Origin of the sequence: Croceibacter atlanticus HTCC2559 (assembly GCF_000196315.1) — a bacterium.
GTDB lineage: Bacteria > Bacteroidota > Bacteroidia > Flavobacteriales > Flavobacteriaceae > Croceibacter > Croceibacter atlanticus.
Map to the genome: position 1 here is coordinate 2,847,437 of NC_014230.1, position 15,002 is coordinate 2,862,438.

A 15,002-nucleotide genomic window follows, 5' to 3' on the forward strand; every position below is an offset into this window, starting at 1 on the left:
AAAATTATACAATTTTTATGCCCTAATTCTTTAATGAGTTCACAAAAAATATACATTCTTGGCATTGAGTCGTCTTGTGACGATACTGCAGCAGCTGTGATTTGCAACGGAGAGATTTTAAGCAACGTTGTAGCCACACAGCAAATACATATTAAATATGGTGGTGTTGTACCAGAACTTGCTTCTAGAGCACACCAACAACATATTGTTCCTGTTGTTCATCAAGCTTTAGAACAAGCAGGAATAACAAAAGAAGATTTGCACGGTATTGCGTTTACCAAAGGTCCTGGTTTAATGGGGTCACTTTTGGTAGGTGTCTCATTCGCAAAGTCTTTAGCAATGGGATTAAATATTCCGCTATTAGATGTTAACCATATGCAAGGTCATATTTTAGCCCATTTTATAGAAGAAGATGGCTATACCTTACCAACATTTCCTTTTTTGGCCATGACCATAAGTGGAGGTCATACTCAAATTGTAAAGGTTAATGATTATTTTGATATGGATGTTATAGGCCAAACACTTGATGATGCTGTAGGCGAAGCTTTTGATAAAAGTGGAAAACTTCTTGGTTTAAAATATCCTGCAGGTCCAGAAATAGACAAACTTGCAAAACAGGGCAATCCTAAAGCATTCCCTTTTTCGAAACCCAAAGTTGGTGGATTAGACTTTAGCTTTAGTGGCCTAAAAACTGCCATTCTCTATTTTATACAAAAGAAGGTAAAAGAAAATCCAAATTTTATTGAAGAGAACCTAGCAGATATTTGTGCCTCTATACAATATACCATCATTAGCATATTAATGGCTAAGCTTAAAAAAGCTGTTAAAGAGACTGGAATTACACAAGTTGCAATTGGTGGTGGTGTTTCTGCAAACTCTGGCATTAGAGATGCACTAAAGCAAGCAGAACATACGTTAGGTTGGACAACGTATATTCCGAAGTTTGAATATACCACAGATAATGCCGGAATGATAGCCATTACTGGATATCATAAATATTTAAAACAAGATTTTGCAGACATTACAGTGGTTGCAAAAGCGAGATTAGCCATATAATGCAGCTATTTTATCAAGAACATATAGATAACAAAAGCATAAACGTTCATTTTGAAAGAGATGAAAGTAAACACATTGTAAAAGTTCTGCGTAAAAAAGCTGGAGATACTCTACATGTAACCAATGGCAAGGGATGGTTGTTTACTGTAGAAATCATTAGTGATAACCATAATAAATGTGTTGGTGTAATTACAGAGAAAAAATATCAGGAGTCACAACAACTGTATTTACACGTTTTAATAGCGCCTACTAAAATGAACGACCGTATGGAATGGTTCTTAGAGAAAGCTACCGAAATAGGAATTTCAGAAATAACGCCAATTCTTTGTGACCATAGCGAACGAAAGACTATTAAGACTGATAGATTTGAGCGTGTCTTACAAAGTGCAATGAAGCAATCTTTACAGTTACACCTACCAAAATTAAATGCACTTACTCCATTTTCAGAAGTCATTGGCCAGAATATTGAAGGCCAAAAGTTTGTAGCACACTGCGAAAACGATAAGAAACGATTGCCAATGCAAAATGAAATTACTTCAAACCGACTTACAATTCTTATAGGTCCAGAAGGCGATTTTTCTTTAGAAGAAATACAGCAAGCGTTAGATTATAATTGGTTGCCCGTAACTTTAGGAAACACAAGGTTACGCACAGAGACTGCAGGAATTGTTGCAACAACCATAGCCAACCTAAAGTTTACCGATTAAAGCTCGTATTGTGAAGCTGCATTAACACGTAGGTCTTTATCTTGAGAAAAAGCAATTAACATCACCTCATCTTCTTCAGTAACAATTTCAGGGATCTTTAAGGCTACTGAAGCATTTTTAGAATTAGAGATTACTTCTCTTGCCACCACGATGTTTGTGTTTAATAGCGTTCTATCACGGTTTTCTCCTCTTGGTATTTTAGTTTCACGTTCTTTAATTACTAACACAACCGTTAACAATTCTGCTAGAGCCTCAGTTTCTAATGACAAATTAATACTGCCATTTACGCTTTCAACAGATTTAAATGTGATGGCATTTGAAACATAATTACTTTCCTCATTAAGTTTTCTATTTAATTTTAAAGCATCACTTCCTGTAAAATGTGAACTACCATTAACAACCAATTGAGGTGTGTAAATTGAAGAAGACTTAAACTTGCTCCCATAGGCACGCTGGTAGTTAGAGTAAACTTTAGAACTAAACGGATCTTTCCAACCTATATAATTCCAGTAATCTACGTGATAAGACAACCCTATTACATTCTTATGATTTGCTAAAGTTTTATCTAATAACCTATCTGCTGAAGGACAGCTCGAACAACCCTGAGATGTAAATAGCTCCAATAATATAACTTGGTCTGTACGCGTGTTGGACGTCGGATTTTCTTCTGAAACTTCTGTAGTTGTAAACTGAAATGCGAGAACAATACCTATTGCCAAAAGTATTGTGAACAATATCTTTTTCATAACTAATTTCTTTGTTACTTTTAGACGATGAAATGCCTAAAACTTACACTTATTGCCCTACTCACACTTGGGTTTTGTAATGCACAAGACATTGCTACCCTAAAATATGGTGGCGGTGGAGATTGGTACGGAAACCCAACAGGATTGCCTAATCTCATTGCGTTTTGCAATGCACAGATAAACACATCTATCTCCGAAAAACCCAATGTGGTAGATACTGGCAGTATTGATATTTTTCAATACCCTTTTCTTCATATGACAGGACATGGTAATGTTTTCTTTTCTGAAGAAGATGCAGACAACTTAAGAAGCTATCTTATAAGTGGAGGCTTCCTGCATATAGACGATAATTACGGTATGAACGAGTTTATACGTAAAGAGTTGGTAAAGGTATTTCCAAATAAGGAGTTGCAAGAGTTACCAGCAAATCATCCTATTTTTTCAATAGCATATCCATTTCCTAATGGCTTGCCAAAAATTCACGAACATGATGGCTTAAGGCCGCAAGCGTTTGGAATATATCACGAAGACAGATTGGTACTTTTATTTACGTTTGAAAGTGATCTTGGCGATGGTTGGGAAAATCCTGAAATACATAACGACCCAGAGTCTGTTAGGCTTAAAGCATTACAAATGGGCGCCAATATTATTAAATACGCTTTTGAACATTGAGCCAACTTACACACCACCAAACCGAATTTCCGAACACACAATTTCCTATTGTTCTTGTTTTAGATCAACTTACAAGTCCTGCAAATCTTGGAAGTATTTTTAGGCTAGCAGATGCTTTTGGAATAACCAAAATTGTACAATATCGCTGTGATATTGACATGAATAGTTCCCGCTTTAAACGAACCGCTAGAACTACCAATACAACTGTGCCTTCTGAACGTATTGATGACATTAGTAGCTATATAACCTCTCTAAAATCTGATGGATATACAACAATAGCTCTAGAAATAACAGACTCCAGCAAACCTATCGATGCTATACCATTATCATCAGAAAACAAACTTATTTTAATTATAGGTTCTGAACGTAAAGGAGTTTCTGAGCAACTTCTTAAGCATTGTGATTTTGCTACACATATAACCATGTTTGGTAAAAACAGTAGTATGAATGTTGCGCAGGCAACTGGTATTGCATTATTTCAAATTACCAAAACCTTAACACCAAAGCTTTAATTTTAAAATATCTTTGTACGCAATGACTTACAAAACTATTTCTTACGGGATATTAAAGGCCTTAGGTATTATTCTTGGTATCTTAATACTACTTTTCTTTTTGTGGGAAATACAATCGGTTATTATTTATATAGGTATTGCCGCTGTACTTTCATTAATAGGAAGACCAGCAGTCTTATTTATGAGGCACAAATTAAAATTGCCAAACCTTGTGGCAGTTATCATTGTACTCGTCATATTCCTCAGCATATTTATTGGTCTTATCTTGTTATTTGTTCCCATAATTGTAGAGCAGAGCCAAAATCTTAGCCAAATAGACATAGATGCTTTTAGAACAGATTTAAATGACTTAAACCGACAAATTAATGAGTTCTTAGGGGTAAATCAAATAAACATTGTTGAAGGCTTTAAACAGTCTGATTTTGTCAAGAATTTTGAAATCACATCTGTCCCAAAGTTTTTAAATAATGTCTTTGGTAGTTTAGGATCAGGATTAATTGGGTTGTTCTCAATTATTTTTATTTCTTTCTTCTTATTAAAGGATAGCAAACTACTATTAAACAGTGTTTTGGCATTTTCTAACAGAGGAGATGAAGATCGTTTTAAACGCGTGTTTCATACTATTAAGATATTACTTTCTAGATACTTTGTAGGGTTAACGTTTCAAATAACGATATTGTTTCTATTATATGCCATTATACTTATGTCCTTTGGTATAGATAACGCTATTGCAATTGCATTTATCTGTGCTTTCCTTAATTTAATCCCGTATTTAGGACCAACTATTGCTGGAGTTTTAATGATGATGTTTGTTATCTCAAGCAATTTAGGATCTAATTTTTCAGCTATAATTCTACCTAAATTAATTAAAGTTGGGTCGTTGTATATTGCGTGTCAAATACTAGATAACTTTATATTTCAGCCATTAATTTTTGGAAAGAGTGTACGCTCGCATCCTCTTGAAATATTCTTAGTTATACTAATAGCAGGCTTGGTGTTTGGAGTACTAGGAATGGTAGTAGCTGTACCTGCTTATACAGCCTTAAAAGTAATTGCAAAAGAATCTTTGGGTGAGTATAAAATTGTTAGAAACCTTACCAGAAACCTTTAGTATTGTCTTATTTAAATTTAGCCTTATTAAATGCTGAAGTTGTTAATTATTTAAAAGACAACGCCTCTTTATCTGCAGCAAATATTGTTTTAAAGGGTAGCCCATTTAAAAACATAACGGCTCAAGAACTGGCACAGCAGCATACAGGTATATTAAAAAGCAAAGACAAGCTTTCTTTATGGCATAGTACAAAAGGCATTTTATTTCCACCAAAAGTTAATATAGAGCAAACCTCGTCTTCTAAAACGGCACGTTATAAAGCATCTTTAATTTCCGGAAAAACCATAATTGATATTACTGGAGGTTTGGGAATAGATGATTATTATTTCTCTAAAGTTTTTGATACTGTAACACATTGTGAACTCAACGTAAGCCTAAGTGCATTAGCCGCTCATAACAGTAATGTTTTAGGAGCTCATAATATAACATTTAAAGTAGGTGATGGCATAAGTATTCTTAAACAGGAATCAACTAAATTTGATTGGGTTTACAGTGACCCTTCTAGGCGTGACGATACTGGTGGTAAAGTATTTAAACTAAGTGATTGTGAACCAAACATCCCTAAACATCTAGATGTATTACTAGAAAAAGGGAAGCGTATTCTTTTAAAAACCTCACCGCTTTTAGATATAACTGCAGGATTAAGAGAGCTTAAGTCTGTCTCAGAAATACATATTGTAGCTATTAACAATGATGTAAAAGAGCTACTCTGGATTATAGATCAAGAACACAACTCACCTACAGAGATTATAACAGTAAATTTTAAAGCTGATTATAAAGAAGAATTTAAGGCAAAGCTAACCTATGAGTCATTAGCGCAAGTTAATTACAGTAAAGCCTTGAGCTATCTTTATGAACCAAATTCTGCACTTATGAAATCTGGGTTATTTAACACCATAAGTGAACAATACTCCCTTTTTAAACTTCATCAAAATAGTCACTTATACACCTCTGAACGATTGATAGATTTCTCAGGAAGGCGATTTAAAATTCTTGAAACTCTTCCATTTCACAAAAAATCATTGAAGCGAGTTTTTAAAAACACAAAAGCTAATATTACAACGCGTAATTTTCCGCTTACAGTATCGCAGCTAAAATCTGCGCTTCAAATTAAAGATGGTGGTACAACCTATTTATTTTTCACAACGCAAAACCAATCTGATAAAGTAGTCTTAGTCTGCGAAAAAATTTAAGTGAATTTTAAAACTATTCGCCTATCGCAAAATGTTTAAACCCTATTTCTTTCATTGCAGAAGAGTCTAATATTTTACGCCCATCAAATAAGAAAGCTGGTTTAAGCATATTGTTGTAAATAGTTTCCCAGTTGTAAGTTGTAAACTCATCCCATTCTGTTAATACCGCTACTGCGTGCGCATCTTTTGTAGCTTCTTCTGGAGAACTAACAACAGTAACTAGTCTTCTATTTTCTTCTTCAGATCTTGTGTTAAGATAATCTAGATCTGCGTAAATTTGTTCTTCTTTAACTTTAGGATCATAAACAACTATTTCTGCCTGCTCATCTAAAAGATAATCTGTTACATATATTGCTGCAGATTCTCTTGTATCATTAGTATCCTTTTTAAAGGCCCATCCAAAAAGCACAATTTTTTTGCCTGCAACAGTATTATACATAGAAGCAATCATCTTCTCTGCAAAACGCTTTTTTTGATGGTCGTTCATAATAATTACCTGTTCCCAATAATCTGCAACCTTATCTAAACCGTAAGATTTTGCAATATAAACAAGGTTTAAGATGTCTTTCTGAAAACAAGAACCTCCAAAACCAACTGATGCTTTTAGGAATTTAGAACCTACTCTACTATCTGTACCAATAGCTCTGGCAACCTCATTAACATCTGCTCCTGTTTCTTCACACAACTCACTAATTGAATTTATGGAAGATACACGCTGTGCTAAAAAGGCATTTGCAGTTAGTTTAGAAAGTTCTGAAGACCAAACGTTGGTCTGTAAAATACGATCTCTGTCTATCCAATTGGCGTAGACGCTAGTTAATGCATCTTTTGCTTCTTGGCCTTCTGGAGTATTATCACCACCAATTAAAATTCTATCTGGATTTAATAAATCTTGTACGGCAGTACCTTCTGCTAAAAACTCTGGGTTAGATAATATTTCGAAGTGAACACCATTACCGGTATTATGTAAAATACTAGTAAGAGTTTCAGCTGTTCTTACTGGTAATGTAGATTTTTCAACAACTATTTTATCTGTAGTAGAAACTCTTGCAATTTGCCTTGCACAAAGTTCTATATACTTTAAATCTGCAGCCATACCTTTACCCTTACCATAAGTTTTGGTAGGTGTATTTACAGAAATAAAAATCATATCTGCTTTATCAATAGCAGCATCTACTTCTGTAGTAAAAAATAAATTTCTACCTCTAGCTTCTTTAACAACATCTGCTAAGCCTGGCTCATATATAGGAAGATTATCAAAATTTTCATCATTCCAAGCAGCAATACGCTTTTCATTAATATCAACAACAGTTACTGTTATATGTGGACATTTTTGTGCAATAACAGACATTGTTGGTCCTCCAACATAGCCAGCACCAATACAACAGATATGAGAAATAGATTTCATAGAAATATGTAAATAATCTTAAAAATTGATTCTTAAAAAAATTAAGAGTACAAATATATAATTTCAAATGGCAGTAGCACTGCATAGCTAAGAACAAAAGCCATTTGCATTATTTTTTTGTTTAAATTAGAAGATAATTCCTTAGACGTTAAAGTTATATTAAACCAAATTCAATAGTTGCTATTCCCTATTTATCATTGTATTTTTGAATAGAAACAATACAGAACAATAAATAAAAACTATGAACTATCTCAATCTTGATAAAGAGAAAACACAGAATACAGTTAACGAGCTTAACATTCTGTTAGCCGATTATCATTTATACTATCAAAAACTTAGAAACTTTCACTGGAACATTGTTGGAAAAAATTTCTTTGATCTTCACGAAAAGTTTGAAGTGATGTATGATGATGCTAAAATGAAAGTTGACGAAATTGCTGAGCGCATCTTAACGCTTAGGTATCAACCAGTAAGTAACTATTCCGACTATTTAAAGCATAGTAATTTAAAGGAATCTGAAAGTAAATTGTCTGATACCAAAATGATAGATATTTTACTTGATGACCACGGTAAGATAATTAAGCAAATGCGTAAAACTGTAAATGTTGCAGACGATAATGGTGATGAGGGTACCATAGATTTACTAGGTGCTTACATAGGTGAGTTAGAAAAGACAAGTTGGATGTTAGATGCTTGGCGAATGAAAACTAACGACACACACCCAACAGCATAATTATGATATTTCTACAAGACGACACCACCAAAACTGCCGAAGAGGCCATAGTTAATAATGAACCTTTTAGCTGGAACAATGCCGGAGAGTTAATCTTAGGAAAACTTGGGCGTTGGTTAGATTCTTTTATAACCAACCTACCAAATATTGTATTAGCTATAGTAGTTTTTATTTTATTTATAATTGCCAGTAAGTATATTGGTAAGCTTTTTAATAAAGTAATTTTAAAGCGCGTAAAACAAGACTCTATACGCTCTATGACCGTACGTGTTATAAAAGCTCTAGTAATTCTTGTTGGGTTTTTCTTTGCGCTAGGCTTATTAAACTTAGATAAAGTGCTTACTTCTGTTTTAGCTGGTGCTGGTGTTGTAGGTTTAGCAATTGGTTTAGCCTTACAAGGCACATTAAACAATACCTTTTCGGGTGTCATCCTTAGTTTTTTACCAAATATACAATTAGGAGATTGGGTTGAGACTAATGGCTTTGCGGGATCTGTTGTAGATATTAACTTACGAAGTATAATAGTTAAAGGATCAGACAATAATTTAGTTATGATTCCTAACTCAAAAATTATCGATGAACCTTTTAAAAACTTTTCACAAACACCAAGATCTCGTGTCTTTGTAAATTGTGGTGTTGGTTATGAAAGTGATTTAGATAGTGTAAGAGATATGACTATTGAATTAATTGAAAAAGTGTTCCCTCAAAAACCTGGTGAAGAAGTAGAGTTCTTTTATCAAGAATTTGGAGACAGCTCAATTAACTTTGTCTTAAGATTCTGGGTAGATGTTACTAAGAATAGGGACAATCTTGTTGCACAAAACAAAGCCATCCTAGAAATTAAAAGGCTTTATGATGCTAACGATATTAACATTCCTTTCCCAATTAGAACTTTGGATTTTGGAAAAAACAAATTTAGATCTGAAACATTAACTATTTCAAACAAAGAGTAACCGTTTTAGACTTAATTACAAACCGAAGTGTTTTACATACTTCGGTTTTTTTATACCTTAAATTATGAGACTGCTTTATATATTATTTATCGCAATACTTTCACAACAAACCTACGCTCAAGAGTATGGCAAACTCAAAAAGCTACATCATCTTTCAGATTTAATGATCGAGGTTAGTGGCGTATCTGTTATTGAAGGCAGTAACCTCATCTGGATGATTAACGATTCTGGAAATACTAATGTGCTATTTGGTTATAATACTAACGGTAGTATAGAGCGAGAAATAGTTTTAGATAATGCTGAAAATATAGATTGGGAAGATTTAGCTACAGATGCTTCTGGTGCTTTATATATTGGAAACTTTGGAAACAATAAGAACGATCGTAAAACTCTATCAATATACACAGTGTCCGGAATAAGTACTGCAGAAGATACGCATCTTGAAGCCCAACAAACAGAGTTTTATTTTGAAGACCAAAAGGAATTTCCTCCTAAGAAAACTGAACGTAATTTTGATGCTGAAGCCTTTATTAAGCTTGGTGACTACTTTTACATCTTCACGAAAAACCGATCTAAAGATTTTAATGGCGTTACTAAAGTATATAAAGTGCCAGCTAAAAAAGGAGATTTTAAAGCTAAACTCATTGCATCTTATTCTACTTGTAATGATCCAGAAGATTGTTTTATAACTAGTGCTACTATTAGCAAGGATAATAAAACACTTGTGCTGTTAACTTATAATAAGTTATTTGTGATCACAGATTTTAAAGGCGACGATTTCTTTAATGGCACAATTAAAACAATAGATTTAGAACATACGAGCCAAAAAGAAGGTGTTACCTTTAAAGAAGATAACACCCTTTATATAACAGATGAACGCCGTAAAAAAACTGGCGGTAATCTTTATGAATTCACTTTAGAGTAGCTTAAAATTTAAATCCGAAGCCAAACGAAAATCTTAGTCCATCTTCTCCTGTAAACAGGTTAAATGTACCGTTAATGGCATCTGCGCTATTTACCCAGAAACCACCACCATAACTTGAGTGCCACTTGTCACTATCCTCACCATCAAACCATACTCTACCAGTATCTATACCAGTAAACACCCCAATTTGAAATGGTAAGAAGCTAGTTTTAAATTGGTCAAAGCTATATCGTAAATCTCCACCAAAAGTAAGTGCAGATTCACCAGAAAAACGCTGTGTTCTATACGCTCTGTTTCCAGTGTTTCCTCCAGAATGTGCTGCTTGATAAAACTCAAACTCATCACCTAAGTTTACTTGTCCTTGTGCTTTTGTCTTCAATACTAATTTACGATTGTTTGTAAGCGCATTAAAAAAGCCTAGGTAAGGTTTTATATATGCATAGGCATTTTCATCTTCTAAGCTATACTTACCACCTCCAGACAATTCAAACTTCATACCTCTTGTTGGGTTTAATGTGTTGTCATAACTCTCATAACGAAACATTGCTTCTGCTCCTAAGAAAAACTCTCTATCATAAAAACTAGCACCTGCGGGTATAAACTGGTCTGTTACAAATCTGTTTGCAGTATCTTCAATTTCAATACCTTCAATAGAGGCAGTATATTTTAATGTACTACCAAAATCTCCTCTTTTTATGGCTCCAACTTTACCAATTAATTTACCAATTTTCACGCGGTTATAATCCATTGAAAGATCATCATCATTATTTACAGTTTCATTTCCGAAGCCAAAGAAGTTTTCAGAGAAATTCTCACTAGTAAACTCTCCACCAACAAAAAGATTGAAGTTTCCTAACACATTTGCAAACTCACCAGTATACTTTACATCAAAACCACTTGTTGCAAAATAGAAGCCTCCAGATATAGTATGCTGTTGCGTGAATGGGTTTCTTCTAAAAGAGTTTATGGTATAAATATTTTGTAAGCCTAACCTAAACCCATCATCTGGATTAAACCCGAATCCTGGTAACAATACATTTTGTCTTACAATCTTCTTATCCTTGTTATAGTTGTTTACTTCGTAATTATCTGAGAAGCTAAAATTAGCACCACCTTTTTCTTTTACTGTATTAGGCTTAGACTTATAATCATAAACTTTAATACGTTTACCTTCTTGAATATCATAAATGTCATTATTCTGACCTCCAATTATTCTGGTAAAAATTGGTCTGTTTCCATCTCCGGTAACCGTAAAGACATCATCATCATCTAAACCATAAATCCACAATTCTTTTGTTTCGTCTTTGCTGTATGTTTTATCACTTACAACATCTGCTCTCTCACCATCTTTGTTACGGGTAATCTTAACACGAGTTTTACCATCTTCTAAACGTGTAATATCTATATAGTCATCTTTATCTGTAGCAGTAATGATAGCTAATTGGGATACATAGTTGTAATAACGTTCTGTAATATTTACAATGTTATCTCTTCTGCCCTTCATCTTTTCAACAAGACTTTCTTTAGTAAGCTCTTGTGCTTCTAAAGGCATTTTAGAAAAAGCCTCTTCAATAACCTCATCTGTAATATTTTCTTTAATATATCTTGCTTGTGCAAGCCACTCTTCTTTTCCTTTATTCTGAATTAAAGAACGGTCTAAACCTACAGCCGCAGAGTTAAACCACTTTACATTATCTACATTTTCTCCGTACTCAGCAAATTGATTTGTAAAGCCTATTAAGCCTCTTAATGTTGAAAAGAATGCGCCATCAAAATTTGAAAATACTTGATCTCTATCTCTAGGAATAGGTTGGAACACATGTGTACCATCTTCTTTTTCAAACTCACTCCAACGCCATTGGTCTTGGTGCCTGTCCCAATCTCCAACAAGCATATCAAAAATTCTTGCCTTAATGTAAGCAGGCTCGTCTATCTTATATTTTTCATCTCTACGCAAACGTTCGTAAACATCTGCTGTACTCTCTATATCGTTAGGCTTTCCAAAACTTTCTACATCGGCGTGATTTTCTTCAGGACGTTCAACAATCATATAGATTTCATCTCCATATTCATTATTGTATTTACCGAGAGCTTTTTGCTTAGGCACATAAAACAATTTTGGATTTGTATGATAAAGTCCTATTGCATCAGACAATGTTGGTATTGCCATAAACCCATACGGATGTGCAGCCGTATAAAAATCATATAAAATATCTTCTGCAATTGTATTCTTAAAGTCTTCTTCTATATAGCTGTTTTTAAATGCCGTGGTTTGTAAAAACTGTACCGCACTCTTCCTAAGTGCACGCATATTAAAATCTCTTCCGTCTTTAGTTTTTAAACGTAAAGAACGTGTTTGGTGACCACCACCTTTTCTATCAACAGTCATCCCACCATAAAGTGTATCTAAATTTACAGTTTGCACATCTATGTTTGCGCCATAAACATCTCTGTAACGATCTCCCCATATACTTTCATACGTGTCAGACCTATCTGTATCTTCACTCCTATAAACAGAGGCTTTTGTTACTGGGTTAAATGTGTCTGGCAGTGTTGACACGTCAAAATCTTTAGGAGCTTCATGAACTTCTTTCTGATACAATAATACTGGTTTACCTTTTTCACTGCCATAAAAACTAGCCCAAGAAGAACCGTCCTTAAAAACATCTAGAACAACAAAACCTTGTCCTGGATGAGAAAACAACCCGTCGTTACTTAATACTGCATAAGAAGCCTTTGATCCAGACCCTGAAACTATTTGCTTAATATTTTCATTAATAATATACTGTAAACTATGTTCGTGACCAGATGCGAAAATAACGCGGTCGTTATCTTGAGCAAGCGTAGCTAAACGCTTTACCAATCCTTTATACTTATCATTTTGTCTATCTTGTTTAGACACACCACCACTAGTTCTTATTTGCATAGCTAAAGAACCCAATATTGGTAACGGTATTTTTTTCTGGCTAGGATACAAGTGCTTTACTGGTGCATATTGGCCACCGTGAACACCATTTGTATATAATGGATGGTGTAAGGCAAAGATTATAGTTTTGTCGTTATTCTTTTTAAGCTCACCTTCAATTTCTAAAAGCACAGCTTCTCTAGATTTAAGTTGAGGACACTTATCATTAATTGTAGGATGCTTATCCCAATCTTCTAAATACCATTGAGAATCTAAAACTAGCAGCTGTATATTATCTCCTATCTCAAAACTTTCAAAGGCACAACCATCTGTAGGGTGAAATACTTTTTTGTCTTTTAGGCGTTCTTCAAAGTATTTTTCTTGACGTTCTAACCCTTCTAACCCTTCATTATACCAATCGTGATTTCCTGGAAGGAAAATAACTTTACCATCAAAATTTTCAACAGCATCTAATTGAGCATCTAACCTGTATTCTGATTGCGATCTTAGTTTGTCTCCTTTAGGAGGCATTCCTGCAGGATAAATATTATCTCCTAAGAATACTGCATAATTATCTTTAGATTTTACAGAGTCTAGAAAGGTTTTAAATGCCAATAAGCCTAAAGAGGTTCCGCCTGGCTGGCTATAACCAGCATCTCCAATAAGAAAAAAGGATTTATCCTTTTCTTTTTGTGTAGGATAATCCCAATTGCTTGTTTTCTCGTCTTCTTTATAAGTAGTTTGAAATGGCGCACAACCTAAAAGTATTGTAAACACTAGTGCTAGGCAGAGAAGTTTATTGTATTTCATATAAATTTTATCGTTCTTTTTTTTTGTAATTTGCAGGCAATAAATTATCTTATAATTATGTCTGAAGTCGCTGAAAAACCATCTGAACTTGTTCAAAAAGCCGATGAATTTGTCCTTAAATTATTTAAGGAAAAACTTCCTAATACCTTTTTGTATCACAACTACAATCATACTTTAAGAGTCGTTAAAAGTACAAAAGAAATTATTGAACACTCTGAAATTCATGTTAAAGACAAAGAAGCTCTTTTACTTTCAGCTTGGCTGCATGATACTGGTTATGTGGTTAAAGTAGATGGTCATGAAGAAGAGAGCGCTAGGTTTGCAGAAGAGTTTTTAAAAGAAAATAATGCAGACAGTGAACTTATTGAAAAAGTTAAAAAACTCATTTTAGCTACTAAATTCGACTTTGAAACTTCAGACGATTTAGAGTCTATTTTAAAGGATGCAGATGCTTCTCACTTTGCTAAAGATTATTTTGAAGAAACCAGCGAGTTTTTAAGACAAGAACTACAATTACAAGGTATTGCCAATTACACGCCTACAGAGTGGATTAATGAAAACATAAAAATGTTTACAGAGCAGCATAAGTTTCATACAGATTATGCGCTTAAAAACTGGAAGGAGCAAAAAGACCAAAACCTTCTAGACTTATTAGAGTCTAAAAAGAAGAAGGCTAAAAAAATAAGGAAAGAAGAAACTAAAGCACAGCTTAAGGCAAAATACAAAAATGAAAGCCCTGAACGAAGCATACAAACACTTTACAGAGTAACGCTAAGAAACCATATAAAACTAAGTGATATTGCAGATACTAAAGCCAACATATTACTTTCTGTAAATGCTATAATTATATCTTTAGCACTTGCTAACATAATTCCAAAATTAGATTCTGTTACTAACAGACACCTTATGATCCCTACACTTATTTTAGTTTTATTTAGTGTAGCTTCAATCATACTATCTATTATGTCTACAAGACCAAATGTCACTAGTGGAGAGTTCACAAAAGAACAAGTGAAGAAACGAGAGGTGAACATTTTATTCTTTGGAAACTTTCACAAAATGGCTTACGACCAATACCAATGGGCAATGAATGAGATTATAAACGATAAAAATTACGTTTATGAGTCTCTTACAAAAGATTTGTATTTATTGGGTGTTGTTCTTAATAGAAAGTATAGGCTTTTAAGACTAACCTATACTATATTTATGACAGGTATTATTGTTTCTGTGATAAGTTTTGTTATTGCATTCTGGTCTATCTAGACTGTATT

At 33.8% G+C, this 15,002-nt stretch carries 13 protein-coding genes; 10 read left to right on the top strand and 3 right to left on the bottom strand.

Going from position 1 to position 15,002, the window contains the following annotated elements; translation table 11 throughout:
* Positions 1–33 precede the first annotated feature (33 nt).
* The gene (tsaD, locus tag CA2559_RS12960) at positions 34–1,056 is read left to right on the top strand and encodes a tRNA (adenosine(37)-N6)-threonylcarbamoyltransferase complex transferase subunit TsaD (RefSeq protein WP_013188367.1); all 1,023 of its coding nucleotides are present in this window, start codon (positions 34–36) and stop codon (positions 1,054–1,056) included.
* Positions 1,056–1,763, top strand: a complete 708-nt coding sequence (locus CA2559_RS12965; RefSeq protein ID WP_013188368.1) for a 16S rRNA (uracil(1498)-N(3))-methyltransferase — start codon at positions 1,056–1,058, stop codon at positions 1,761–1,763. The genes tsaD and CA2559_RS12965 overlap by 1 nt, the downstream gene beginning before the upstream one ends.
* On the opposite strand, the gene CA2559_RS12970 is transcribed toward CA2559_RS12965, so the two are convergent.
* Positions 1,760–2,509, bottom strand: a complete 750-nt coding sequence (locus tag CA2559_RS12970) for a DUF1223 domain-containing protein (RefSeq protein WP_013188369.1) — start codon at positions 2,507–2,509, stop codon at positions 1,760–1,762. The genes CA2559_RS12965 and CA2559_RS12970 overlap by 4 nt on opposite strands.
* A gap of 27 nt (positions 2,510–2,536) precedes the next feature.
* Between CA2559_RS12970 and CA2559_RS12975 the strand changes: the two genes are divergently transcribed.
* Genes CA2559_RS12975 through CA2559_RS12990 form a run of 4 tightly spaced genes read left to right on the top strand, consistent with a single transcriptional unit; the run spans position 2,537 to position 5,997 of the window.
* Positions 2,537–3,181 carry a DUF4159 domain-containing protein gene (locus CA2559_RS12975; RefSeq protein WP_013188370.1) on the top strand — a complete coding sequence of 215 codons (645 nt, stop codon included), beginning with the start codon at positions 2,537–2,539 and terminating at the stop codon, positions 3,179–3,181.
* A complete protein-coding gene (locus CA2559_RS12980) occupies positions 3,178–3,693 on the top strand; it encodes a TrmH family RNA methyltransferase (RefSeq protein ID WP_013188371.1) in 516 nt (171 codons plus the stop codon). Before CA2559_RS12975 ends, CA2559_RS12980 begins: the two co-directional genes overlap by 4 nt.
* A gap of 22 nt (positions 3,694–3,715) precedes the next feature.
* Entirely contained in the window at positions 3,716–4,804 is a 1,089-nt protein-coding gene (locus CA2559_RS12985) for an AI-2E family transporter (protein WP_013188372.1), read from the top strand.
* A gap of 2 nt (positions 4,805–4,806) precedes the next feature.
* Complete coding sequence (locus CA2559_RS12990) at positions 4,807–5,997, top strand: class I SAM-dependent methyltransferase (protein WP_013188373.1); 1,191 nt, start codon at positions 4,807–4,809, stop codon at positions 5,995–5,997.
* A gap of 13 nt (positions 5,998–6,010) precedes the next feature.
* Here the strand turns inward: CA2559_RS12990 and CA2559_RS12995 are convergent, their stop codons facing one another.
* Complete coding sequence (locus tag CA2559_RS12995) at positions 6,011–7,405, bottom strand: UDP-glucose 6-dehydrogenase (RefSeq protein WP_013188374.1); 1,395 nt, start codon at positions 7,403–7,405, stop codon at positions 6,011–6,013.
* A 241-nt stretch (positions 7,406–7,646) separates the two neighbouring features.
* On the opposite strand from CA2559_RS12995, the gene CA2559_RS13000 reads away from it, so the two are divergent.
* The 3 genes from CA2559_RS13000 (at position 7,647) to CA2559_RS13010 (ending at position 10,016) form a co-directional block, all read left to right on the top strand.
* A complete protein-coding gene (locus CA2559_RS13000) occupies positions 7,647–8,138 on the top strand; it encodes a Dps family protein (protein ID WP_013188375.1) in 492 nt (163 codons plus the stop codon).
* A 2-nt stretch (positions 8,139–8,140) separates the two neighbouring features.
* On the top strand, positions 8,141–9,091 hold the full coding sequence (locus CA2559_RS13005) for a mechanosensitive ion channel family protein (protein ID WP_013188376.1): 951 nt from the start codon (positions 8,141–8,143) through the stop codon (positions 9,089–9,091).
* 64 nt (positions 9,092–9,155) lie between these two features.
* A complete protein-coding gene (locus CA2559_RS13010) occupies positions 9,156–10,016 on the top strand; it encodes a hypothetical protein (RefSeq protein ID WP_013188377.1) in 861 nt (286 codons plus the stop codon).
* A 1-nt stretch (position 10,017) separates the two neighbouring features.
* On the opposite strand, the gene CA2559_RS13015 is transcribed toward CA2559_RS13010, so the two are convergent.
* Positions 10,018–13,731 (bottom strand): metallophosphoesterase, encoded by a 3,714-nt coding sequence (locus CA2559_RS13015; protein WP_013188378.1) that lies wholly within the window; start codon positions 13,729–13,731, stop codon positions 10,018–10,020.
* 57 nt (positions 13,732–13,788) lie between these two features.
* Between CA2559_RS13015 and CA2559_RS13020 the strand changes: the two genes are divergently transcribed.
* On the top strand, positions 13,789–14,994 hold the full coding sequence (locus tag CA2559_RS13020; RefSeq protein ID WP_013188379.1) for a Pycsar system effector family protein: 1,206 nt from the start codon (positions 13,789–13,791) through the stop codon (positions 14,992–14,994).
* The last annotated feature ends 8 nt before the right edge of the window (positions 14,995–15,002 follow it).